Genomic DNA, 22125 nt, shown 5'->3' with positions numbered 1-22125 from the left:
CGATGCTCCAACTGATCCTCGGCGGCGCCCGCTCCGGCAAAAGCCGGCTGGCAGAAACACTCGCCAGCGATAGCCATCTGGCGGTGACCTACATCGCCACCAGCCAACCACTCGATGGCGAAATGAACGCGCGCGTCGCTCACCACCGCGCCCGCCGTCCCGCTGAATGGGCACTCATCGAAGAGCCGCTGGAACTGGCCCGGGTGCTGCGCGAATCCGCCAGCGCCGAGCGTTGCCTGCTGGTCGATTGCCTGACCTTGTGGCTGACCAATCTGCTGATGCTCGACGACGCCGAACGCCTCGCCGCCGAGCGTGAGGCGCTGCTCGACTGCCTGGCCTCGCTGCCGGGTGAAATCATTTTTGTCAGCAACGAGACCGGTATGGGTGTCGTGCCGCTGGGCGAATTGACTCGCCGCTACGTCGATGAAGCCGGTTGGCTGCATCAAGCTCTGGCCGAGCGTTGTCAGCGAGTTGTCCTGACCGTTGCCGGCCTGCCCCTGACTCTGAAAGGACCTGCGTTATGACTCAAGCCTGGTGGCTCAACCCGTGCCAATCGGTCGACAACAACGCCGTTGAACAAGCGGCGGCGCGGCAACAGCAACTGACCAAACCGGCCGGTTCGCTCGGTCGGCTGGAAACCGTTGCGGTGCAACTGGCCGGCCTGCAAGGGCAGGTCAAACCGACGCTGGAGCAGATCTGGATCGCGATTTTTGCCGGCGATCACGGCGTGGTCGCCGAGGGCGTTTCGGCGTTCCCGCAGGAAGTCACCGGGCAGATGCTGCTCAACTTCGTCAGCGGCGGAGCGGCGATCAGCGTCCTGGCGCGCCAGCTCGGCGCGCAGCTGGAAGTGGTCGATCTGGGCACGGTGAATCCGGCGCTGAATCTGCCGGGCGTGCGTCACCTGAACATCGGCGCGGGCACGGCGAACTTCGTCCACGGCGCGGCAATGTCCCGAGCCCAGGGCGAGTTGGCCTTGCAGGCCGGGCGTGACAGCCTGTTGCGGGCGAAAGCGGCGGGCGCGCAGTTGTTCATCGGCGGCGAAATGGGCATCGGCAACACCACGGCGGCCAGCGCCCTGGCCTGCGCCTTGCTCGATTGCCCGGTCGCGCACCTGACCGGTCCCGGCACCGGGTTGAATGCCGCAGGCGTCAGTCATAAGGCGCAGGTCATCGAGCGTGCCCTGACACTGCACGCGGCACAGCGCGGCGATGCGTTGCAGACGCTGTTCAACCTCGGTGGGTTCGAAATCGCCGCGCTGGTCGGCGCTTATCTGGCGGCGGCGCAGGAGGGTGTTGCGGTGCTGGTCGACGGCTTTATCTGCACAGTCGCCGCGCTGGTCGCGGTGCGCCTGAATCCGGCCTGCCGCGAATGGTTGCTGTTCGGCCATCGTGGGGCCGAGCCGGGGCATCGGCATGTGCTCGAAACGCTGCAGGCCGAGCCGCTGCTGGAACTCGGTCTGCGCTTGGGCGAGGGCAGTGGCGCGGCGCTGGCGGTGCCGCTGTTGCGCCTGGCCTGCGATCTGCACGGGCACATGGCAACGTTCGCCGAAGCGGCAGTGGCGGATCGTCCGGCATGACTTTGCATCTGCATCTGCTGCGCCACGGCGAAACCGAACTGGGCGGCGGTTTGCGCGGCAGTCTTGATGATGCGCTGACCGAGCAGGGCTGGGCGCAAATGCGCGCGGCGGTGGTCGCGGGCGGACCGTGGGATCGAATCGTCAGCTCGCCGTTGCAGCGTTGCGCGCGGTTCGCCGCCGAACTCGGCGAACAACTGAACCTCAGCGTGCATCTGGACGAGGACTTGCAGGAACTGCATTTCGGCGCTTGGGAAGGACAAAGTGCGGCGGCGCTGATGGAGACTGACGCCGAGGCGTTGGGGCTGTTCTGGGCTAATCCGTATGCCTTTACGCCACCGGATGGAGAAGCGGTCAGCGACTTTTCGGCGCGGGTATTGGCGGCCATTGAACGGCTGTACGCCGCGTACGCACGTGAGCGGATTCTGCTGGTCAGCCATGGCGGCGTGATGCGCCTGCTGCTGGCGCGGGCGCGCGGTTTGCCTCGCGAGCAACTGCTGAATGTCGAGGTGGGTCATGGCGCACTATTTGCGCTGACGGTGGCGGCCGATGGCTCGCTCAAGGAAGGTCACTGAGATGTTGCCGCTGTGGATCGCCTTGCAGTTTCTCAGCAGTTTGCCGATTCGGCTGCCGGGGATGCCCGAGCCGGAACAGCTCGGTCGCTCATTGCTGTTCTATCCGTTGGTGGGTTTGTTGTTTGGCCTGATCCTCTGGGGTTTGAATCTGCTGCTGGCCGGTGCGCCGTTGCTGCTGCACGCGGCACTGTTGCTCACGGTCTGGGTGTTGCTCAGCGGCGCGCTACATCTCGATGGTCTGGCCGACAGCGCCGACGCCTGGCTCGGCGGTTTCGGTGATCGCAAGCGCACGCTGACGATCATGAAAGACCCGCGCAGCGGGCCGATTGCGGTGGTGACATTGGTGCTGGTGTTGCTGCTCAAGTTCGCCGCGTTGCTGGCGCTGATCGAGCAAGGGCAGGGGCTGGCATTGATCATCGTGCCGCTGCTGGGGCGGGCGGCATTGTTGGGGTTGTTTCTGACCACGCCGTATGTGCGGGCCGGCGGCTTGGGGCAGGCATTGGCCGACCATCTGCCACGCAGGGCGGGCTGGTGGGTGCTGGGCGTGAGTGCGCTTGCGTGCGCGTTGATTGCCGGGATCGTTGCGGTGGTGATTTCCGTCGTCATGTTTGTCTGGCTGCGTCAGGTGATGATGCGCCGGTTGGGCGGGACGACTGGGGATACGGCGGGGGCGTTGCTGGAATTGCTGGAGATGGGGGTGTTGGTCGGGCTGGTCCTCGTCTGAAAGATTCGCGTTGATGATGCCGGCCTCTTCGCGAGCAGGCTCACTCCTACAATTGGAATGCGTTCCCCTGTAGGAGTGAGCCTGCTCGCGATAGCGATATTCCAGCCACCACAAATGTTCCGGTCAAAATCCATCTGTAACTTGATTTAACACAGTCGCGGGTATATACACGCACCATGCTTCCTTCTCAGTGTTTGTGCATCAACCTGCGTCGCGCCGCGCGTGGCGTCAGCAGGCATTACGACGGCGCCCTCGACGGCTTCGGGATCAACGTTGCCCAGTATTCTCTGCTGTGCAACCTGCAGCGTCTGGATCAGCCGAGCATTTCCGAACTGGCCGAAGCCATGGGCCTGGACCGCAGCACCCTCGGACGCAATCTGCGGGTGCTGGAAGGCGAAGGGCTGGTGGCGCTGGCCGAAGGCGAGGACATGCGCAACCGCATCGTCCGTCTGACCGAAACCGGTGCGCAGCGCCTGGCGGCAGCATTGCCGGCCTGGGAAGCGGCGCAGGAACGCTTGATCGACCGGCTCGGCGCGGAAAAACGCGAGACCTTGCTCAAATTGCTGGATGAACTGGCCTGAGGCCGGTTTTTTCCGAATTCAAGCGGGTATATACCCGCGACCGGAGAATAATAATGACATCGATGTGGCGTACGTGCGGTTGGGTGTTGCTGGGGAGTGCGCTGATCCTGGCGTTGTCATTGGGCGTGCGTCACGGGTTCGGTCTGTTTCTGTCGCCGATGAGCGCGCAGTTCGGCTGGGGGCGTGAAGTGTTCGCCTTCGCCATCGCCTTGCAGAACCTGATCTGGGGCCTGGCGCAGCCGTTCACTGGTGCGCTGGCCGACCGCTTTGGCGCGGCGAAAGTGGTGCTGATCGGCGGTGTGCTGTATGCGCTGGGGCTGGTCTGCATGGGCTTGTCCGATTCGCCGATGACGCTGTCGCTCAGTGCCGGGCTGCTGATCGGTATCGGCCTGTCCGGCACTTCGTTCTCGGTGATTCTCGGCGTGGTCGGGCGAGCGGTGCCGGCAGAGAAACGCAGCATGGGCATGGGCATTGCCAGCGCCGCCGGGTCGTTCGGCCAGTTCGCGATGTTGCCGGGCACCCTCGGTTTGATCGGCTGGCTCGGCTGGTCGGCGGCGCTGCTGGTGCTCGGCCTGTTGGTGGCGATGATCGTGCCGCTGGTGAGCATGCTCAAGGACAAGCCGTTGCCGGTGCTCGGGCATGAGCAAAGCCTGTCCGAAGCCCTGCGCGAAGCCTGTTCGCATTCAGGTTTCTGGCTGTTGGCGTTCGGCTTTTTCGTCTGCGGTTTCCAGGTGGTGTTCATCGGCGTGCACCTGCCGGCCTACCTGGTCGACCAGCACCTGCCGGCGACGGTCGGCACCACGGTGCTGGCGCTGATCGGCTTGTTCAATATCTTCGGCACCTACACCGCTGGCTGGCTCGGTGGGCGCATGTCCAAGCCGCGTTTGCTGACCGGGCTGTACCTGTTGCGGGCGGTGGTGATCGTGCTGTTTCTGTGGCTGCCGGTCACCACCACATCGGCGTACCTGTTCGGCATGGCCATGGGCTTTTTGTGGCTGTCGACGGTGCCGCTGACCAACGGTACGGTGGCGACCTTGTTCGGCGTGCGCAACCTGTCCATGCTCGGTGGCATCGTGTTCCTGTTCCATCAGCTTGGCTCGTTCCTCGGCGGCTGGCTGGGCGGGGTGGTGTACGACCGCACCGGGAGTTATGACTTGATCTGGCAAGTGGCGATTTTGCTCAGTCTGTTGGCCGCGGCGCTGAACTGGCCGGTGCGCGAGCGCCCGGTCGCACGCCTGCAAGCCAGTGCGAGCGCCGCGTGAATCGCCTCTGGCCGCGACTGGCCATCAGCGCACTCGGCGCCGCGCTGCTGGCGCTGGCGTGGTGGGGCTGGCAGCAGGGGGGGCTGGCCCTGATGCAGTTGGGCATGAGCATTTGCTAGAACCCGGCATGGCGAGTAACGTCGAGGCCTGACAACTGCTCAAGGATGTTCAACATGTTGATGCGTTGGTGTGCTGTTCCCGCATTGCTGCTGGCGATCACTGGCCTCGCCCAGGCCGCGGATTGCCCGGAGCTGCTTCAAGGTTCGCTGCCCAAGTTGCGGGCCAAGGAATCCATCGATCTGTGCAAACAGTACGCGGACAAACCGCTGGTGGTGGTCAACACCGCCAGCTTCTGCGGTTTCGCCCCGCAGTTCGAAGGTCTTGAGGCGGTCAATCAGCGCTTCAAGCCCCAGGGCCTGGAAATGCTCGGCGTGCCGTCCAATGACTTCAAGCAAGAGTCCAGGGACAGCGCCGAAACCGCCAAGGTCTGCTACGCCAACTACGGCGTCACCTTCAACATGACCGAACCGCAAAAGGTCCGCGGCGACGATGCCACGCACCTGTTTCAAGTGCTGGCTGCGCAGAGCAATGCGCCGAAATGGAATTTCTATAAATACGTGATCGATCGGCAGGGCAAGGTCGTTGCCAGTTTTTCAAGCCTGACCAAGCCGGATGATCCAGAGTTCATTGCGGCGATCGAGAAGGCGATTGCCTCGAAGCCGTTGGCCAACTGACTCACCCTGTTCCCACATTTGGAACTGCATGAAAAAGCCCCGCCTCTGACAAGAGAGCGGGGCTTTTTTGCGGGCGAAGGGTCAGCCTCGCCAGCGTGCATCAGAAGCGGTAGGTCGCGCCGACACCGAAACCGTTTGCCGAGTTTTCATACTTGGCGTCGTAGCTTTGGCCACGTGCGTTTTCGTTGCGTATGTTGACCGACTCTTCCTTCAGGTACGAGTAGGCAACGTCGATGGTCAGGTCATCGGTCGGGCTCCAGCCGGCACCGATGCTGAAGATGGTCCGGTCGCCGGTCGGGATACGTGGCGAGCGGTCTTCGTTGTTGGTCGGCGACTGGTCGAAGGTCAGGCCGGTACGCAGTACCCATTCCTTGTTCAACTGGTACGACGTACCGACGGCGTAAGCCCAGGAGTCATGCCAGTTCTGGTCTTCGTTGATCGAGCCGAACTGGCCGGCCAGCGCAGGCTGCACACCGGAGTTTTTCACGGTGATCTTGTCCAGCTGGCTCCAGCGGGTCCAGGTGGTACCGGCGTAGACGTTCCAGCGATCGTTGATTGCCTGAGTAACCGACAGGTCAACCGATTCCGGCGTGGTGATCTTCAGCGAAGCGTCGTACTTCTGGCTGGCGCCCAGACCTGCCAGCGCCAGTGCGCCGTACTTGACCTTGGTGTCGCCTTCGAGCTTGTAGTCGACCTTGGAGTGGTAGGTCAGGCCCACGCGCGTGGTGTCGGTGGCTTGCACCAGCACGCCGATGTTGTAGCCCAGCGCGGTGTCGTCACCCTTGATCTTGACCTTGCCGTCCGGCAGCGCCTGGGTGATCGACAGGTTCGATTCCAGCGAGCCGTCGATGCGGTTGATGGTCGGACCGAAACCGATCGACACCTTGTCGTTGAAGGCGTAGCTGACGGTTGGCTGGAAGGTGATGACTTGCACTTCGGACTTGCTGCCGAAGTAACGGCCGGCAAAGCCGTTTTCGTAATCGGTGATCAGGCCGAACGGCACGTACACGCCCAGACCGAATGCCCAGTGATCGTCGATCGGCTTGACATAAAAGCCCATCGGCACGGCGGTGAGAGGCACCATATCACCGTCGTTGCTGCCGCGGTTGGGGCTGGAGCTGGCGTCGCTGATATCGGTATGTGCGTCAACCAGGGCGACACCGCCGGTGACTTGTTCGCGCTTGATGCGCGCCATGCCGGCCGGGTTGCCATAAACAGTGCTTGCGTCGTCGGCAGAAGAAGATCGCCCGGCAAAACCCGTCCCCATCCCGCTGATGCTTTGTTCGTTAAGGGCAAAACCTGCCGCGAAAATCTGGGTGGAGGCAAGGGTAACGGCGAGGCTAAGGGTGGTTTTGAGCATGACTTTTTTCATTATTAGAACTCCTGGTGATCACCGGGGCGAAAATTACCAACATTTTCGCCGCAGCGCTATAGCCCGTATGCCTTGATTTAGAGCGGTTTTGTAGGACAATCCGACCAGAATGGCAGCCTGTTGCGAGAACTTGCGAAACCGCTCGGTCAGCAGGCGACCTGCTTCAGCGGTGAAACACAGGTTTGCCAGGCAAATGTGAAATCGCGCAGACGGCCCTGGGGCTGGAAGGTCTGACGCCAGATGCGCGCCATCGCCAACAGATCGTTCGGAGCGGGGAGGGTGGGGTTTTGTTCTTCAACCAGCAGCCAGGCGATGGCGGTGGCATAACGCAGATTGACGGTCAACTCGACATGTGGACCGCTGAGAAACGCATGCTGACTGGCGAGGCCGCGTACCAGGCTGGCACGCTCCGGGTCGAGCGCCAGGTAGTCATCCCACAGCGCTTGATGGCGCTGTTCGGCGATGCGGTAGAGGCCGTGGCCACGTCGGTCGTGCAGGGCGGATCCGAGGGCTGACTGGCTGGCGGCGATGCCCAGCAGCAGTGATTCGGCAGTGGCGCAGTGACGGCCCAGATAGATCAGCGTGGGGCGAATCACATATCGACACAGTTCACTGGCAGCGATACCCATAAATCCCTCGGTTCTCGTAATGGGTGGCGAGTCCTGAAGGAGGCTTGGCAGCAGTGGATCGGTTCAGGCTCGCCGTGAGCGAATCATGTCGCCCGAGTTGAAGTGTAGTGTCATATTCGCGACGTAAAGGCCTGTTTTTAAATTCTTTTCGGCTCCGAGTTATAACCGTTATATCAGTTGGTACTTAGGCTCGATGCGTAAAAAGAGAAACGTCGGGCAATAAAAAGCCCCGCATTTTCATGCAGGGCTTGTGCTTTTGCAGCCTTTTCGGCTCTCAGGCGATCAACGCCTGACGTGTACGATCGATCACGGCCTGCAGCGGTTCGGCGCTGGAGTACTGATCGGGGTACAGACGCTCGCTGTGGCGGGCGATCCCGTGTTCATTGACCACGGTGAAGCTGAAGCAGCCTTTGCGAGCGGCCATGATCATGCAGTTCATGGGGGCAAAAGCGTTGGTTAGGGTGCGAATGGCATCCTGAGTCTGGATTTGAGTAGACATAGTTATTAGGTGTTCCTACAAATGACACGGTTAAGAACCGTGCAACGTTAAAACGTTCCAGTAACGTCGATCACCATTGATCGAACGAAGAACCCGACTGGAACAAAGCAGCCAGTTTGCAGCGCTATATTAAGTTGGCGCGCTTTGGGCTGGCAGGTAGGTACTTAGGAGGACAGGCATCACAACGAGGGCAGAGGTTCTGGGCCCAGGGTGAAGATCCTGATCAATTTGCAGGTTGGTTCGGTCAGAGTAAGTGTTCTTCGCAACACCCTTCGCATCAGTGGAAGGCTGTGTTGGCGCAAGATTTACCTGGAAACCATCGAGGGGTCGTTCCCGCTTTTTTCGGTTGGGCTTCTTTGCAAGAGGCTGACCGTGGGGATGTGTTCGACCGGAATTGACTTTCAGCTTGGTACTAACGCCGCGGATAGTAACGGATCGAAATCGCTAAAGCAAATGGCCGGCGAAAAAAAACATTGCAGTCCAGCGCAGGGTTTGCTTGGCGTGAAAACGTGGCCGCCCGTAAACGGGCATTTTTCGACCGTCGGTCGGCGCGGTTACGTTGATCAACCGCGCTGGCAAGCGGCTTATCCACGGATCAACAGCCAAAACGACCCGAAAAAGCGCAGCGATATAACCGGGTAACAGGTACTTGTGCACATTAGTTGCGCAGGCTGTCACAGCGCTGTCATATCAATCCTGCCCCCGGTGGCTGCCTGCATCGAAAGTTTAAGTCAATGAAAAACATCGCTTTTTTTTGTTGGTGAAAAAATCGTCAGTTTGACTGCGGGCCCCGTTCCATAAGGCTTTGCGCGGGTTGCAGGACGGTTGTCCACTGAGTTATCCACAGCTTCTGTGGATTGTCCCGAGCGCTTGCTCTAGCACGGGCGTGCCGGGTTGTTTTTAGACTTTACCTGTAAGAAAAAAAGAGTAGAGTGGCGCGCCTCCGATTCGTCCCACAGTGCTTTATGAAGTTTCGCTCAGTATCAGACTCTGTTACCTCAGACCTTCCTGCTGTTACCCCGCCCAAGCGATTTTCCGTACGTGTTGCGGAATGGTTGCTCGACAGTCCGCGCCTGAGCGCCAGCCATAACGCCAAGCACCTCGCTGGCCGCCTGCTCAAGCAACCGGCGCGCGAAGGCGTGGTCACGGCGCAAAGCCGCCTCGGTCAGTTGATGTGCCGCGAATGCGGTAACGCACGGGATCGACGCATTGGCCAGGAGCTGCTGCGCCAGGCCGCCCGCGCCGGCGACCGTCGTGCACAAAGGGAACTCGGCCAGCTCGAAGACTGAGCTGTCCAAGACCTGACACCTTGGTTAACCTTCAGGCTTTATCGGACCGGCAGGAGTCGCTATGGCTATGGACTTGACCAGCATATTGCTCGGTCTCGCAGCGGCAGGGCTGCCCTTGTTGGCTCTTGCCTGGCAGCTGCAACGCCGGGCGAGCAGCGGGCAAGCCGCGCAGGCCTTGCTGGAAGAACGGCTGGCCATGGCGCAACTGGTCCAGGACGGGCTCAATGCGCAGCTGGAGGCCAGTCGCGATGAAGTCGCCGATCTCGGCCAGGCCAACGCCGCCAAACAGGCTGAGCTGGCCGCCCTGCGTCGTGAAGTCGAACTGCTGCAGATCGAGCGCGACGACGCTCGCGACGCCGCCCACGCCTGGAACCTCGAACGCGCCAACAAGGAAGCCGAACTGCGCCGCCTGGATGCGCAAGCCGCGTCGCTGAATGCCGAGCTGCGCGAGCAACAGGAAAGCCATCAACAACGCCTCAACGACCTGCAAGGCTCGCGCGATGAACTGCGCGCGCAGTTTGCCGAGCTGGCCGGGAAGATTTTCGATGAGCGCGAACAGCGCTTCGCCGAAACCAGTCAGCAACGGCTCGGCCAGTTGCTCGATCCGCTGAAGGAGCGCATCCAGTCCTTCGAAAAACGCGTCGAGGAGAGTTATCAGGCTGAGGCTCGTGAGCGCTTTTCCCTGGCCAAGGAACTTGAGCGTTTACAGGCGCTGAACCTGCGCCTGAGCGATGAAGCGACCAATCTCACTCGTGCCCTGAAAGGCCAGAAGACCCAAGGCAATTGGGGCGAACTGATTCTCGAGCGCGTGCTTGAACACGCCGGTCTGGAGAAGGGCCGCGAGTACCAGACCCAAGTCAATCTCAAAGGCCCGGACGGCGAGCGCTTCCAGCCGGACGTGATCATTTACCTGCCCGGCGACAAACAGGTGGTGGTCGACTCCAAAGTCAGCCTCACTGCCTATCAGCAATACGTGGCGGCCGACGATGACACGCTCGGGCAGATCGCGATCAAGCAGCACGTGCTGTCGCTGCGCAATCACGTCAAGGGCCTGGCCGGCAAGGATTACAAGCGTCTGGAGGGGCTGCACAGCCTCGATTTCGTTTTGCTGTTCGTGCCGATCGAGGCGGCGTTCTCGGCAGCGTTGCAGGCCGAGCCGACGCTTTTTCAGGAGGCGTTTGACCGCAATATCGTGATTGTCAGTCCGACCACCTTGCTTGCCACGTTACGGGTGATTGACAGCCTCTGGAAGCAGGAGCGCCAGAGTCAGAATGCCCGGGAAATCGCTGAGCGTGCGGGGTGGCTGTATGACAAGTTTGTGTTGTTCATTCAGGATCTGGACGAGGTGGGCAATCGCTTGCAGCAACTGGACAAGGCTTACAGTTCGGCGCGTAACAAGCTCACGGAAGGGCGAGGCAATCTGGTCAGTCGCAGTGAGCAGTTGAAGTTGCTGGGCGCGCGGGCGAGCAAGAGTCTGCCGGCTGATTTGCTGGAGCGGGCGATGACGGATGTTGATGGGCTGGTTGAGTTGCCTGACTGATTTTTGAAGCTTCGTGCAGGCTCGCTTTGGAATGCGTTCCCTGTGGGAGCCAGCCTGCTGGCGATGGCTTTCTTTCAGGCGCTGAGTTTTTTGGTTTTGGGTACATATCCGTTGCTTCGGGTGCTGCGGCTGGCGGTTTCGCCCTTACGGCGAGTCCCTTTTTCAGACGCCAAAAAGGAACCAAAACGCTTGCTCCTACGTACGGCCCTCGCAAGCTCGGGTCCCTTCGCTCCGGGATCGATCCGGGCGCAGCGGCTACGGTTTGCTGCGCTGCACCTCCTTCCGCTGTGTCTGGCTGCGCCAGACGGTCGCTGCGCTCCCACGCCCGGATCAATCCCTCCACTCAGCCTTCCGATGTCGCCGGTTAGGCAAGATCAAGATCAAGGGCACTCGAGCTTGCGCTCATTGTTGAGTGGTTAGAAGCGGGTGGTTGGCTTGGGATTTGTGGTGGGGCTGCCCCTCACCCCAGCCCTCTCCCCCTGGAGAGGGAGCCGATTTGTGAGCTGTTCAAAACCTGAGTTCGACACCGTATCTCAGTGGCGTATCTCTCGCATTCACCACGGTTGTCAGTTCCCTCTCCCTCTGGGAGGGCTAGGGTGAGGGGCTTTTGATTTTCTCTTTGAGGTCGCCCCCTACAACGGCAAATACCGGCTCAACAACGCTCGCAACGCCGCCGGTTTCACCGGCTTAGCCAGATAATCCAGACCTGCCGCGTGCACTTGGGCAACCATTTCCGGGCGTCCGTCAGCGCTGATCACGACCCCCGGCACCGGTTCGCCCAGGCGCGTGCGCAGCCATGCCATCAGTTCGGTGCCGGTGTCGCCGTGGTCGAGGTGATAGTCGACCAGGGCCAGTTGCGGGCGGATGCCTTCGCTGAGCAGCGCCGCACATTCCTCGCGATTGCGCGCGGTCCAGACCTGGCAGCCCCAGCGGCTCAACAGGCTGTTCATGCCGATCAGGATGCTGTCTTCATTGTCGATGCACAGCACCTGCGCGCCGCTGAGCAATTTGCCATTGATTTCGGCGGTGGCACTGGCCGGCGCGGTTTGTGAACTCGCGAGCGGTACGCTGACGCTGAATACGCTGCCGCGCCCCGGCCATGAACGCACGCGCAGGGTATGGCCGAGCACGCGGCATAAACCGTCGGCGATCGCCAGGCCGAGGCCGAGGCCTTTTTCGGCGCGGGTCTGGTGGCTGTCGAGGCGTTTGAATTCCTCGAATATCACCTGCTGTTTATCCTCGGGAATGCCTGGCCCGCGATCCCAGACTTCCAGACACAGCTCACCGCCGCGCCGGCGCACGCCGAGCAATACCGGGCCTTTGGCATAGCGAAAGGCGTTGGTGAGGAAGTTCTGCAGAATCCGCCGCAGCAACTTGATGTCGCTGTCGATGCGCAAATGACTGCTGCGCACGCGGAAGGTCAGCCCCTGTTCCTGCGCCAGGGCCTTGAACTCGGCGCCAAGAATGTCGAACAGTTCGTTGAGCGCAAAGGGCTTGCGGTCGGGGTTGATCTTGCCGTTTTCCAGTCGGGAAATATCCAGCAGATCGCTGATCAGGTCTTCGGCCGAACGCAACGAGCTGTCGAGATGCTGCACCAGTTTTTGCGCGTCGCTGCTCAAGCCTTCGCTTTGATGGGAGAGAGCGGCGGAAAACAGGCGGGCGGCATTGAGCGGTTGCATCAGGTCATGACTGACCGCCGCCAGAAAGCGGGTTTTCGACTGGCTGGCCGCTTCGGCGGTGCCTTTGGCCGCCGTCAGCGCCAGGTTGAGCTGCGACAGTTCCTGGGTACGTTCGCTGACCCGTTGCTCCAGCCCTTCGTTGGCCTCGGTCAGCGCCTGTTCGGCTTCGCGGAACGCGGTAATGTCGGTGAAACTCATGACGAAGCCGCCGCCGGGCATCGGATTGCCGATCAACTCGATCACCCGGCCGTTGGGGAACAGCCGCTCGGAAGTGTGCGCGCGGCCCTGACGCATCCAGTGCAGGCGCCGCGCAACGTGGACTTCCGCTTCGCCGGGGCCACACAAACCGCGCTCGGCGTTGTAGCGAATGATGTCGGCAATCGGCCGGCCAACGCTGATCAAGCCGTCGGGGTAATTGAACAGCTCCAGATAGCGGCGATTCCACGCCACCAGTTTCAGCGACTGGTCGACCACGCTGATGCCCTGGGTGATGTTTTCAATCGCGCCTTGCAGCAGCGCGCGGTTGAATTGAAGTACTTCGGAGGCTTCGTCAGCGATGCGCACGACGTCCTCCAACTGCATCTCCCGACCTTCGATGGCGGCTTTTACCACCGCACGCGTTGAAGAAGCGCCGAGTACACCGGCGAGCAAACGCTCGGTGTGGGCGATCCATTCACTGTCGGCATTCTGATTCGGGTTAAAGCCTTTGCCTTGGCGGTAGGCGAAACGAATAAAGCTCTGCCGCGCACGTTCTTCACCGACGAAGCGCGCGGCCAGTTGCAGCAGATCGTCTATCTGCACCGCCAGCATCGAGCGCGCACTTGGTCGTGCGCTGATCTCCTGGCCGATGAAACGTCCGGCCTGCCAGTGTTCCGACACTCGCGTGCGCGACAGCACCGAGACCCAGGCAAACAGGGTGAAGTTGCCGGCCAGCGACAGCACCACGCCCTGGGTCAGTGGGCTGATCGGCAGGTTCAGCGGGTTGCTGTGCAGCCATGCCAGCCCCGGGAAACTGTTCAGCGACCAGCCGAGGCTGTGCGCGGCAATCGGCAGGACCAGCGTGTAGAACCAGAGGAATGTGCCCGCGGCGAGGCCGGCAAACACGCCGCGGCGGTTGGCCTGCTTCCAGTACAGCGCGCCGAGCATGGCCGGGGCCAGTTGCGTCACTGCGGCGAAAGCGATCTGGCCGATGGTTGCCAGGCTTGCGGTGGAACCGAGCAAGCGATAGCTGACGTAAGCCAGCAACAGAATGACCACGATGCTCACGCGGCGCACCGACAGCATCCACTGACGGAACACCTCGAACGGCCGCTCGGCATTGTTGCGTCGCAGCAGCCACGGCAGGAGCATGTCGTTGGAGACCATGGTCGACAGCGCCACGCTGGCGACAATCACCATGCCGGTGGCCGCCGACGCACCGCCGATAAACGCCAGCATCGCCAGCGCCGGATGCGCCTGGGCCAGTGGCAGGCTAATCACGAAGGAGTCGGGCAGCACATCACTGGGCAGCATCATCTGCCCGGCCAAAGCGATCGGCACGACAAACAGCGCGGCCAGCGCGAGGTAAGCCGGAAACACCCATTTGGCCAGGCGCAAATCCTGCGGATCGATGTTTTCCACCACCGTGACGTGGAACTGCCGCGGCAGGCAGATGATCGCCATCATCGCCACGCCGGTCTGCACCACCATCGACGGCCAGTTGATCGTTTCTTTCCAGTATTGCTCGAGGCGCGGCGCGAGCATCGCCTGATTGAACAGATCGTCGAAACCGTCATACAGGCCGTAAGTGACAAACGCGCCGACGGCGAGAAATGCAAACAGCTTCACCAGCGATTCGAAGGCAATCGCCAGCACCATGCCGCGGTGGTGTTCGGTAGCATCGAGGTTGCGCGTACCGAAGACAATGGTGAACAGCGCCAGCACCAGCGACACGATCAGCGCGGTGTCCTGAGCGCGGGTGCCCATCGCATCGGCGCCGGCGCCGATCAACAGATTTACACCGAGGACAATGCCTTTGAGTTGCAGGGCGATGTAGGGCAGCACGCCGACCAGACAGATCAACGCGACGACCACCGCCAGCGATTGCGATTTGCCGTAGCGCGCGGCGATGAAGTCAGCGATCGAGGTGATGTTCTCCTGTTTGCTGATCATCACCATTTTCTGCAGGACCCACGGCGCGCCGACCAGCAACAGGATCGGCCCGAGGTAGATCGGCAGAAACGACCACAGTTGCTCCGCCGCCTGACCGACCGCGCCGAAAAACGTCCAGCTGGTGCAGTAAACCGCCAGCGACAGGCTGTACACCCAGGCGCGCACCCGCGGTGGCAACGGCGTGCTGCGACGGTCGCCGTAAAAGGCGATGGCGAACATGATGGCCATATAGGCCAGGGCGACGACGGCGATCAGCCCGGTGGACAGCGACATGCAACACTCCCGACAAAAGACTCCCCGGCACTCCTGCCCGGGCGGACAGTCTGGCATGCGCGGGGCGGTTAGTCAGTGTCGACCATGGTCGTGGCGTGGCGGGGTGTCGCAGGTGTGGAACTGGTTGGTTTTGTGTTGACCGATCAGGCCTCTTCGCGAGCAGGCTCGCTCCCACAGGGATAGCGCATTTACAAGGGTGGGAGCGAGCCTGCTCGCGAAAGCGTCAGTCCAGACGCAGTGCAATATCGATCAGCCGATGCAGCTCATCAACGTCCAGCGCCGCCGCCGAAAACAGAATCCGGAACACCACCGGCGCCACCACCAGATTGATCAGGTGATCGACACTCGGCGCCGGTTCATGGGGATAACGATCAACAATCGTCTGCAACTGCGCACCGATAATCGTCACGCAATAGCCTGGCGTCGCGCTCGCCTGCACGTCGCGCATCATGTTGCGCCCGATCTCCGAACTCATCTCATCAAGGTATTGCTCGGCCCAGGCGCGAACATCGCCGCGCAAACTGCCGGTGTCGGCCGGCGCGCTGTCGGGACGCAGGCGGGCGAGGGCGACATCGGCAAGCAACGCCGCCAGATCGCCCCAGCGCCGATAGATCGTCGACGGCGTAACTCCCGCGCGCGCAGCAATTTGCGGCACGGTCACGGTGGAGCGCTCCTGTTCTGCGAGAAGCGCGCGGACAGCCGAATGAACCGACTCTTGCACCCGGGCACTGCGGCCGCCGGGGCGTAAACCTTCTTTAATAGCCATGGCGCAGACCTTAACACAAAGAATTTGCTTTAAGCGCGAGGCGGTAGCACACTGCGCAAAAGCAAAAAATTAGCTTTTGCGGAGTGTGCCCATGTTTAGCCTTGCATCCAATCGAACCAGCCTGTGGTTTCTGGCGATCACTTTACTGAGTTTTCTCGCCGCCTCTACAGCGCCAACACCGCTGTATCACTTGTATCAGCAGCAACTGCAATTTTCCGCGACGGTGCTGACGCTGATCTTTGCCGTGTATGCGCTCAGTCTGCTCGCAGCGTTGTTGACCGTGGGTTCGCTGTCGGATCACCTTGGCCGCAAACCGGTGATCTTCACGGCGATACTGCTCAATGGGGCGGCGATGCTCTTGTTCATCTATGCCAACAGTGTGGAATGGCTGATCAGCGCACGCGTTCTGCAAGGTTTCGCCACCGGCATGGCCACGGCTGTGTTGAGCGCGACACTGCTCGATACCGATCGCCAGCACGGCCCGCTGATCAACAGCGTGGCGCCGTTGCTGGGCATGGCGCTGGGCGGGATGGGCTGTGGTTTGCTGGCCGAATTTGCCCCGGCACCGTTGCAACTGACGTACTGGCTGTTGCTGGCGCTGTTTGTCTTGCAGGGCGTGTATGTCTGGCGATTGCCGGAAAGTGTCACACCGCAAGCGGGCGCGTGGGCCTCGTTGCGGCCGACCTTGCACGTGCCGATGCAAGCACGGTCGACCTTGTGGCGCGTATTACCGCTGAACACAGCCACGTGGGCGCTCGGCGGGTTTTACGCCTCTCTCGCGCCATCGCTGGTGCGCACCGCTACCGGGTCGACGTCAAATCTGATCGGCGGCGCGACGGTCGCGGTATTGACCGTGACCGGCGCGATGATGATTTTTACCCTGCGTCAGCGCCCGGCAGCACAAGCGTTGCGTTTAGGCGCCAGCCTGCTGCCGATCGGTGTGATTCTGATTCTGCTGGGGGTCCACAGCGCCAGCCTGCCGTTGTTTTTCCTCGGCACGCTGGTGGCCGGTTGTGGTTTTGGTTCGGGATTTCTCGGCGCCGTACGCAGCCTGGTTCCGCTGGCCTTGCCGCATGAGCGCGCCGGGTTGATGGCGGCGTATTACGTGCTCAGTTATCTGGCGTTCTGCCTGCCGGCAATGCTCGCCGGGCACTTTTCGCGCCTCTACGGGTTAGTGCTGACAATCGATGGTTACGGCGCCGTGCTGATCATCCTGGCTGTCGCCGCGTTGCTGCTCAGCTTGCGTGCAGCGCCTGCCAAAGTGTGCAGCGCTCCCTGATCGTCGGGCTTTCGGTTAGCCTTGCCTTCGCCATTCTTCTCACGGACCGATCATGAAGATTATTCGCAGCAAAGCCTTCACCGCCGAACGCGCCTGGGGCGCACTGGACATTGCCAACATGAACGGCGTCACCACGCGCCTTCACTGGACTGATCAACCGTACAAGTGGCACGTCAACGATGGCGAAGAAGTGTTCGTGGTGCTTGATGGGCAGGTGACGATGCATTACCGCGAGCAGGGCGAAGAAAAACAGGTGCAGCTCGCCGTCGGCGACATTTTTTACGCCTCTGTGGGCACCGAGCATGTCGCCCATCCGCAAGGCGTGGCGCGGATTCTGGTGATTGAAAGCGAAGGCAGCGTTTGATCTATATTGGTAAAACAGATAACAGATAGAGAAATTACCCGTTATATAGATATTCGATTCGGTTATACCATGGACTCAACCTCACCAGAGGAAGGAGTCCATGATGATTTGCCCACAAACCGCCAAACCCGGCCTCAAGCCGTTCAGCCAGCTTCAGCATCCGCGCGAAGTGGTCCGGCAGTTCACCCCTAACTGGTTCGCCGCGACCATGGGCACCGGTGTATTGGCGCTGGCGCTGGCGCAACTACCGTTTGCCGTTCCCGGTCTGCGCGCCGTGGCTGAAGCACTGTGGTTGTTCAACATTCTGTTGTTCACGCTGTTTACCGTTACCTACGCTGCACGCTGGATCCTGTTTTTCGACGAAGCGCGGCGGATTTTCGGCCATTCCACGGTGTCGATGTTCTTCGGCACGATCCCGATGGGGCTGGCGACGATCATCAATGGCTTTCTCGTCTTCGGCCTGCCGCGCTGGGGCGAGGGCGTGGTTGATCTGGCCGAAGTGCTGTGGTGGCTGGACGTAGCGATGTCGCTCGCTTGCGGCGTATTGATTCCCTACATGATGTTTACCCGCCAGGAGCACAGTATCGATCAGATGACCGCCGTCTGGCTGCTGCCGGTAGTGGCAGCAGAAGTGGCCGCGGCCAGTGGCGGCCTGCTTGCGCCGCATCTCACCGATGCCCACGCGCAACTGGTGGTGCTGACCACAAGCTATGTGCTCTGGGCCTTTTCCCTACCCGTGGCGTTCAGCATTCTGACGATCCTGCTGCTGCGCATGGCCCTGCATAAACTGCCCCACGAAAACATGGCCGCGTCGAGCTGGCTGGCCCTCGGGCCGATCGGCACCGGCGCGCTGGGCATGTTGCTGCTCGGAGGCGATGCGCCGCTGATTTTCGCCGCCAACGGTTTGCCGGGCATCGGTGAGATCGCTGCCGGGCTCGGGCTGGTTGCTGGTATCACGCTGTGGGGCTTCGGCCTTTGGTGGATGTTGATGGCACTGTTGATCACCGTGCGCTACCTGCGCGATGGCATCCCGTTCAACCTCGGCTGGTGGGGGTTTACCTTCCCGTTAGGCGTGTATTCGCTGGCTACCCTGAAACTGGCGAGCACCTTGAACCTGGCGTTTTTCAGCGTCATCGGGACGGCATTAGTGATGTTGCTGGCGCTGATGTGGCTGATCGTCGGCAAGCGCACCGTGCAGGGTGCCTGGCGCGGCGAGCTGTTTGTCTCGCCTTGCATCGCAGGTTTGAAGCAATAACCTGAAAAGTTTAGGTAAGGTGTGGCCTGGAACGCGGTTCGAGATTCCAATAAGCAGTATCCAGGCCTCGCTACCTTAAACATCAGGGAAACACGGAAGATGAGTCACCCCTCACAGTTCAACCTGCTGCGCACCCGGCGCTTCCTGCCGTTCTTCATTACGCAATCGCTCGGTGCGTTCAACGACAACGTGTTCAAGCAGTCGTTGATTCTCGCGATTCTCTATCGGCTGACCATCGAGGGTGACCGCTCGATCTGGGTCAACCTCTGTGCGCTGTTGTTCATCCTGCCGTTCTTTCTGTTCTCGGCACTGGCCGGGCAGTTTGGCGAAAAGTTCGCCAAGGACGCGCTGATCCGTCTGATCAAACTCGCGGAAATCGCGATCATGGCCGTAGGATCGGTCGGTTTTCTCTTCGATCATTTGTCGCTGATGCTGGTGGCGCTGTTCGCCATGGGCACCCACTCGGCGCTGTTCGGGCCGGTGAAGTATTCGATCCTGCCGCAGGCACTGCGTGACGATGAACTGGTCGGTGGCAACGGTCTGGTGGAAATGGGCACTTTTCTGGCGATTCTCGCCGGGACAATTGGTGCCGGGATCATGATGTCCTCGGAGCACTACGCGCCGGTGGTGTCTGCCGCCATCGTCGGCATTGCCGTGCTGGGTTATCTGGCCAGCCGCAGTATTCCCCGCGCCGCTGCATCCACCCCCGAAATGCGTTTGAACTGGAACATTTTCAGCCAATCCTGGGCGACGTTGAAGCTCGGCTTGGGCCAGACGCCCGCCGTGTCGCGCTCGATTGTCGGCAACTCGTGGTTCTGGTTCGTCGGGGCGATTTACCTGACGCAGATTCCGGCCTACGCCAAGGAGTGGATGCACGGCGATGAGACCGTGGTCACCCTGATCCTCACTGTGTTTTCGGTGGGCATTGCACTGGGGTCGATGCTTTGCGAGAAGCTGTCCGGGCGCAAGGTCGAAATCGGTCTGGTGCCGTTCGGCTCGTTCGGCCTGACGGTGTTCGGCCTGCTGCTGTGGTGGCATTCCGGCGGGATTCCCGACAGCGTCAACGGCCATAGCTGGATTGAAGTGCTGGGCTTTGTTCACACCTGGGCGGTGCTGATCGACATTCTTGGCCTCGGTATATTCGGCGGCTTTTATATCGTGCCGCTGTACGCACTGATCCAGTCGCGCACCGCCGAGAACGAGCGGGCGCGGGTGATTGCCGCGAACAACATTCTCAACGCGCTGTTCATGGTGGTTTCGGCGATTGTTTCCATCGTTTTGTTGAGCGTGGCCAAGCTGTCGATCCCGCAGCTGTTCCTGGTGGTGTCGCTGCTGAACATCGGCGTCAACGCCTACATCTTCAAGATCGTGCCCGAGTTCAGCATGCGTTTCATGATCTGGCTGCTCAGCCATTCCATGTACCGCGTCGAGCACCGCAACCTCGAAGCGATTCCCGATGAAGGCGCGGCGTTGCTGGTGTGCAACCACGTATCGTTCGTCGATGCCTTGCTGATCGGCGGCGCAGTGCGCAGGCCGATTCGTTTTGTCATGTACTACAAGATCTACAACCTGCCGGTGCTGAACTTTATCTTCCGCACCGCGGGCGCGATTCCTATTGCCGGGCGCCAGGAAGATATCCAGATCTACGAAAAGGCCTTCAGCCGTATTGCGCACTATCTGAAGGATGGCGAGTTGGTGTGCATCTTCCCGGAAGGCAAGTTGACCGCCGATGGCGAGATCAACGAATTCCGCGGCGGGCTGACGCGGATTCTGGAAGAGACGCCAGTGCCGGTGATTCCGTTGGCGTTGCAGGGGTTGTGGGGCAGTTTCTTCAGTCGCGATCCGAGCAAGGGCTTTTTTCGCCGGTTGTGGTCGCGGGTGACGCTGGTCGCGGGTTCGGCGATTACCGAAGGGACGGAGCCGGCGAAGTTGCAGGTGTTGGTGGGGGAGTTGCGCGGGTCTGTTAGATAGTCATTGGTTGTGCCGGCGTCATCGCGAGCAGGCTCACTCCTACAGTTGGAGTGCGTTCCCCTTGTAGGAGTGAGCCTGCTCGCGATAGCGGTAGTGGCCTATGCGCTGACTTTAAGGCCAATCAACCCGGTCACAATCAACGCCACACTCGCCAGCCGAATCAACGCCATCGATTCGCCAAACAGAATGATCCCGGCGATCACCGTGCCGACCGCGCCGACACCGGTCCAGATCGCATAGGCCGTACCCAACGGCAAATCCTTTACCGCCAACCCCAGCAGGCCAAGGCTCACGGCCATGGCTGCAAGGGTCAGTACGGTGGGTAGCGGGCGGGTGAAGCCGTCGGTGTATTTCAGGCCGACGGCCCAGCCAACCTCGAACAGGCCGGCGAAAAACAGAATGATCCAGGACATGCGAGACCTCCATCGATTGACGGGGTCGTCCCCAGATTAATGACTCGAGCGAGCCGCAGGGTCGTCCCCGCGTTGCGCAACAGTCTGCCGAGCATTAACCCGGGGATCAAGTTTTCGCCTCAGTCGGCCGCTTGTTGCGCCTCCGTCTGGCGATCTGCCTTTTCACTCATCCGGCGGAAATACGTCGACAGCAGCGCGCCGGAAATATTGTGCCAGACGCTGAACAACGCACTTGGCACCGCCGCCAATGGCGAAAAATGCGCGCTGGCCAGCGCGGCGCCCAGCCCCGAATTCTGCATGCCGACTTCCAGCGCCAGCGACTTGCGCTGCGCCAATGGCAATTTGAACAGGCGCCCGGTGAAGTAGCCGAGCAGGTAACCGAAGCTGTTGTGCAGCATCACCACCGCCATGATCAGCAGGCCCGACTCGGCGATTTTTGCCTGACTGGCCGCGACCACCGCCGTGACGATGATCACGATGCTGACCACCGACACCAGTGGCAGCACGTCGACCGCATGGCGAACCTTGTCCCCCAATACGCGCTGGGCCACCACGCCAAGCACGATCGGCAGCAGCACCACTTGCAGGATCGACCAGAACAACTCCATGAACGACACCGGCAGCCACGCCGAAGCCAGCAGCCAGATCAGCGCCGGGGTCAACAGTGGGGCGAGGAGGGTGGTGACGGCGGCGATGGCCACCGACAACGCCAGATCACCGCGCGCCAGCCAGGTCATCACATTGGACGACGTGCCGCTTGGGCAGCAACCGACCAGGATCACGCCAACGGCGATTTCCGGTGGCAGATGAAACACCTGGCAGAGCAACCACGCCACACCGGGCATGATCACGAAATGCGCAACCACGCCCAACGCCACACGCCATGGATGGCGAGCAACGGCAGCGAAGTCGTCAAGTTTGAGGGTCAGGCCCATGCCGAACATCACCAGCCCCAGCAGCGGCACGATGGCGCTTTTCAGGCCTAGGAACCACGCCGGCTGCAGAAACGCGATCACGGCGAAAATCAGAACCCAGTAAGCGAAGGTATTGCCGACGAAACGGCTGAGTGCAGCCAGTGCGCGCATGGCCTGGTCCTTATTTTTGAATGAACACCACAAAACCCCTGTAGGAGTGAGCCTGCTCGCGATTGCAGTAGCACATTCAACATCGCCGTTGACTGAAACACCGCTATCGCG

At 61.1% G+C, this 22125-nt stretch carries 22 protein-coding genes; 15 read left to right on the top strand and 7 right to left on the bottom strand.

Features of this window, described 5'->3' with window-relative positions; all coding sequences use genetic code 11:
* Positions 1-2: 2 nt before the first annotated feature.
* From cobU to J3P75_RS19470, 8 genes are all read left to right on the top strand, one after another.
* Positions 3-524, top strand: a complete 522-nt coding sequence (cobU, locus tag J3P75_RS19505) for a bifunctional adenosylcobinamide kinase/adenosylcobinamide-phosphate guanylyltransferase (RefSeq protein ID WP_434707862.1) — start codon at positions 3-5, stop codon at positions 522-524.
* Positions 521-1576, top strand: a complete 1056-nt coding sequence (cobT, locus tag J3P75_RS19500) for a nicotinate-nucleotide--dimethylbenzimidazole phosphoribosyltransferase (protein WP_434707861.1) — start codon at positions 521-523, stop codon at positions 1574-1576. Before cobU ends, cobT begins: the two co-directional genes overlap by 4 nt.
* Positions 1573-2148 carry an alpha-ribazole phosphatase family protein gene (gene cobC / locus J3P75_RS19495; RefSeq protein WP_434707860.1) on the top strand — a complete coding sequence of 192 codons (576 nt, stop codon included), beginning with the start codon at positions 1573-1575 and terminating at the stop codon, positions 2146-2148. The genes cobT and cobC overlap by 4 nt, the downstream gene beginning before the upstream one ends.
* 1 nt (position 2149) lies before the next feature.
* The gene (locus J3P75_RS19490; RefSeq protein WP_434707859.1) at positions 2150-2872 is read left to right on the top strand and encodes an adenosylcobinamide-GDP ribazoletransferase; all 723 of its coding nucleotides are present in this window, start codon (positions 2150-2152) and stop codon (positions 2870-2872) included.
* Between the two features lie 176 nt (positions 2873-3048).
* Entirely contained in the window at positions 3049-3453 is a 405-nt protein-coding gene (locus J3P75_RS19485; RefSeq protein ID WP_203421285.1) for a MarR family winged helix-turn-helix transcriptional regulator, read from the top strand.
* A 53-nt stretch (positions 3454-3506) separates the two neighbouring features.
* Entirely contained in the window at positions 3507-4715 is a 1209-nt protein-coding gene (locus J3P75_RS19480; protein WP_434707858.1) for an MFS transporter, read from the top strand.
* Positions 4712-4834, top strand: coding sequence for a hypothetical protein (locus J3P75_RS19475; RefSeq protein ID WP_269458358.1), 123 nt, complete (start codon positions 4712-4714; stop codon positions 4832-4834). Before J3P75_RS19480 ends, J3P75_RS19475 begins: the two co-directional genes overlap by 4 nt.
* Positions 4835-4888: 54 nt before the next feature.
* Positions 4889-5449 carry a glutathione peroxidase gene (locus tag J3P75_RS19470; RefSeq protein ID WP_434707857.1) on the top strand — a complete coding sequence of 187 codons (561 nt, stop codon included), beginning with the start codon at positions 4889-4891 and terminating at the stop codon, positions 5447-5449.
* Positions 5450-5549: 100 nt separating this feature from the next.
* Here J3P75_RS19470 and J3P75_RS19465 read toward each other — a convergent pair whose 3' ends face one another.
* The 3 genes from J3P75_RS19465 to J3P75_RS19455 form a co-directional block, all read right to left on the bottom strand.
* A complete protein-coding gene (locus tag J3P75_RS19465) occupies positions 5550-6821 on the bottom strand; it encodes an OmpP1/FadL family transporter (protein ID WP_434590764.1) in 1272 nt (423 codons plus the stop codon).
* A gap of 146 nt (positions 6822-6967) precedes the next feature.
* Complete coding sequence (locus J3P75_RS19460; RefSeq protein WP_090282450.1) at positions 6968-7450, bottom strand: hypothetical protein; 483 nt, start codon at positions 7448-7450, stop codon at positions 6968-6970.
* Positions 7451-7724: 274 nt separating this feature from the next.
* Complete coding sequence (locus J3P75_RS19455) at positions 7725-7949, bottom strand: hypothetical protein (protein ID WP_332761870.1); 225 nt, start codon at positions 7947-7949, stop codon at positions 7725-7727.
* A 210-nt stretch (positions 7950-8159) separates the two neighbouring features.
* Here J3P75_RS19455 and J3P75_RS19450 point away from each other — a divergent pair, with 210 nt between their 5' ends.
* The 3 genes from J3P75_RS19450 to rmuC all read left to right on the top strand — a co-directional run bounded on the left by J3P75_RS19450 (position 8160) and on the right by rmuC (position 10778).
* A complete protein-coding gene (locus J3P75_RS19450) occupies positions 8160-8591 on the top strand; it encodes a hypothetical protein (RefSeq protein ID WP_434707856.1) in 432 nt (143 codons plus the stop codon).
* A 323-nt stretch (positions 8592-8914) separates the two neighbouring features.
* The gene (locus J3P75_RS19445; protein WP_090282452.1) at positions 8915-9238 is read left to right on the top strand and encodes a hypothetical protein; all 324 of its coding nucleotides are present in this window, start codon (positions 8915-8917) and stop codon (positions 9236-9238) included.
* Between the two features lie 175 nt (positions 9239-9413).
* Positions 9414-10778 carry a DNA recombination protein RmuC gene (rmuC, locus tag J3P75_RS19440; RefSeq protein ID WP_434711346.1) on the top strand — a complete coding sequence of 455 codons (1365 nt, stop codon included), beginning with the start codon at positions 9414-9416 and terminating at the stop codon, positions 10776-10778.
* A gap of 632 nt (positions 10779-11410) precedes the next feature.
* On the opposite strand, the gene J3P75_RS19435 is transcribed toward rmuC, so the two are convergent.
* Together J3P75_RS19435 and J3P75_RS19430 are read right to left on the bottom strand one after the other, a co-directional pair.
* The gene (locus tag J3P75_RS19435; protein WP_434707855.1) at positions 11411-14881 is read right to left on the bottom strand and encodes a hybrid sensor histidine kinase/response regulator; all 3471 of its coding nucleotides are present in this window, start codon (positions 14879-14881) and stop codon (positions 11411-11413) included.
* Positions 14882-15104: 223 nt separating this feature from the next.
* Positions 15105-15647, bottom strand: coding sequence for a TetR/AcrR family transcriptional regulator (locus J3P75_RS19430; protein ID WP_434707854.1), 543 nt, complete (start codon positions 15645-15647; stop codon positions 15105-15107).
* Positions 15648-15738: 91 nt separating this feature from the next.
* Here J3P75_RS19430 and J3P75_RS19425 point away from each other — a divergent pair, with 91 nt between their 5' ends.
* The 4 genes from J3P75_RS19425 (at position 15739) to J3P75_RS19410 (ending at position 20516) form a co-directional block, all read left to right on the top strand.
* The gene (locus tag J3P75_RS19425; RefSeq protein WP_434707853.1) at positions 15739-16926 is read left to right on the top strand and encodes an MFS transporter; all 1188 of its coding nucleotides are present in this window, start codon (positions 15739-15741) and stop codon (positions 16924-16926) included.
* A gap of 52 nt (positions 16927-16978) precedes the next feature.
* Entirely contained in the window at positions 16979-17290 is a 312-nt protein-coding gene (locus J3P75_RS19420) for a cupin domain-containing protein (RefSeq protein WP_434707852.1), read from the top strand.
* Positions 17291-17393: 103 nt separating this feature from the next.
* Positions 17394-18545 (top strand): TDT family transporter, encoded by a 1152-nt coding sequence (locus J3P75_RS19415; RefSeq protein WP_434707851.1) that lies wholly within the window; start codon positions 17394-17396, stop codon positions 18543-18545.
* Positions 18546-18644: 99 nt separating this feature from the next.
* A complete protein-coding gene (locus tag J3P75_RS19410) occupies positions 18645-20516 on the top strand; it encodes an MFS transporter (protein WP_434707850.1) in 1872 nt (623 codons plus the stop codon).
* A gap of 98 nt (positions 20517-20614) precedes the next feature.
* Here the strand turns inward: J3P75_RS19410 and sugE are convergent, their stop codons facing one another.
* Entirely contained in the window at positions 20615-20929 is a 315-nt protein-coding gene (sugE, locus tag J3P75_RS19405; RefSeq protein WP_434707849.1) for a quaternary ammonium compound efflux SMR transporter SugE, read from the bottom strand.
* A gap of 119 nt (positions 20930-21048) precedes the next feature.
* Positions 21049-22014, bottom strand: a complete 966-nt coding sequence (locus J3P75_RS19400) for a bile acid:sodium symporter family protein (RefSeq protein WP_434707848.1) — start codon at positions 22012-22014, stop codon at positions 21049-21051.
* Positions 22015-22125: the final 111 nt, after the last annotated feature.

Source organism: Pseudomonas sp. R1-1, assembly GCF_051132135.1.
Taxonomy (GTDB): Bacteria; Pseudomonadota; Gammaproteobacteria; order Pseudomonadales; family Pseudomonadaceae; genus Aquipseudomonas.
Note: the sequence above shows the minus strand (reverse complement) of the source record. Positions and strands in the feature narration are given on the sequence as shown.

What these genes read in the sequence shown, in the direction of transcription:
- J3P75_RS19470 (WP_434707857.1), top strand. Translation starts at nt 4,889, where the DNA reads ATGTTGATGCGTTGGTGTGCTGTTCCCGCATTGCTGCTGGCGATCACT.
- J3P75_RS19480 (WP_434707858.1), top strand. Translation starts at nt 3,507, where the DNA reads ATGACATCGATGTGGCGTACGTGCGGTTGGGTGTTGCTGGGGAGTGCG.
- J3P75_RS19455 (WP_332761870.1), bottom strand. Translation starts at nt 7,949, where the DNA reads ATGTCTACTCAAATCCAGACTCAGGATGCCATTCGCACCCTAACCAAC.
- J3P75_RS19400 (WP_434707848.1), bottom strand. Translation starts at nt 22,014, where the DNA reads ATGCGCGCACTGGCTGCACTCAGCCGTTTCGTCGGCAATACCTTCGCT.
- J3P75_RS19490 (WP_434707859.1), top strand. Translation starts at nt 2,150, where the DNA reads ATGTTGCCGCTGTGGATCGCCTTGCAGTTTCTCAGCAGTTTGCCGATT.
- cobU (WP_434707862.1), top strand. Translation starts at nt 3, where the DNA reads ATGCTCCAACTGATCCTCGGCGGCGCCCGCTCCGGCAAAAGCCGGCTG.
- cobT (WP_434707861.1), top strand. Translation starts at nt 521, where the DNA reads ATGACTCAAGCCTGGTGGCTCAACCCGTGCCAATCGGTCGACAACAAC.
- J3P75_RS19485 (WP_203421285.1), top strand. Translation starts at nt 3,049, where the DNA reads ATGCTTCCTTCTCAGTGTTTGTGCATCAACCTGCGTCGCGCCGCGCGT.
- J3P75_RS19445 (WP_090282452.1), top strand. Translation starts at nt 8,915, where the DNA reads ATGAAGTTTCGCTCAGTATCAGACTCTGTTACCTCAGACCTTCCTGCT.
- J3P75_RS19465 (WP_434590764.1), bottom strand. Translation starts at nt 6,821, where the DNA reads ATGAAAAAAGTCATGCTCAAAACCACCCTTAGCCTCGCCGTTACCCTT.
- J3P75_RS19435 (WP_434707855.1), bottom strand. Translation starts at nt 14,881, where the DNA reads ATGTCGCTGTCCACCGGGCTGATCGCCGTCGTCGCCCTGGCCTATATG.
- J3P75_RS19430 (WP_434707854.1), bottom strand. Translation starts at nt 15,647, where the DNA reads ATGGCTATTAAAGAAGGTTTACGCCCCGGCGGCCGCAGTGCCCGGGTG.
- J3P75_RS19410 (WP_434707850.1), top strand. Translation starts at nt 18,645, where the DNA reads ATGAGTCACCCCTCACAGTTCAACCTGCTGCGCACCCGGCGCTTCCTG.
- sugE (WP_434707849.1), bottom strand. Translation starts at nt 20,929, where the DNA reads ATGTCCTGGATCATTCTGTTTTTCGCCGGCCTGTTCGAGGTTGGCTGG.
- J3P75_RS19415 (WP_434707851.1), top strand. Translation starts at nt 17,394, where the DNA reads ATGATTTGCCCACAAACCGCCAAACCCGGCCTCAAGCCGTTCAGCCAG.
- cobC (WP_434707860.1), top strand. Translation starts at nt 1,573, where the DNA reads ATGACTTTGCATCTGCATCTGCTGCGCCACGGCGAAACCGAACTGGGC.
- J3P75_RS19425 (WP_434707853.1), top strand. Translation starts at nt 15,739, where the DNA reads ATGTTTAGCCTTGCATCCAATCGAACCAGCCTGTGGTTTCTGGCGATC.
- J3P75_RS19460 (WP_090282450.1), bottom strand. Translation starts at nt 7,450, where the DNA reads ATGGGTATCGCTGCCAGTGAACTGTGTCGATATGTGATTCGCCCCACG.
- J3P75_RS19420 (WP_434707852.1), top strand. Translation starts at nt 16,979, where the DNA reads ATGAAGATTATTCGCAGCAAAGCCTTCACCGCCGAACGCGCCTGGGGC.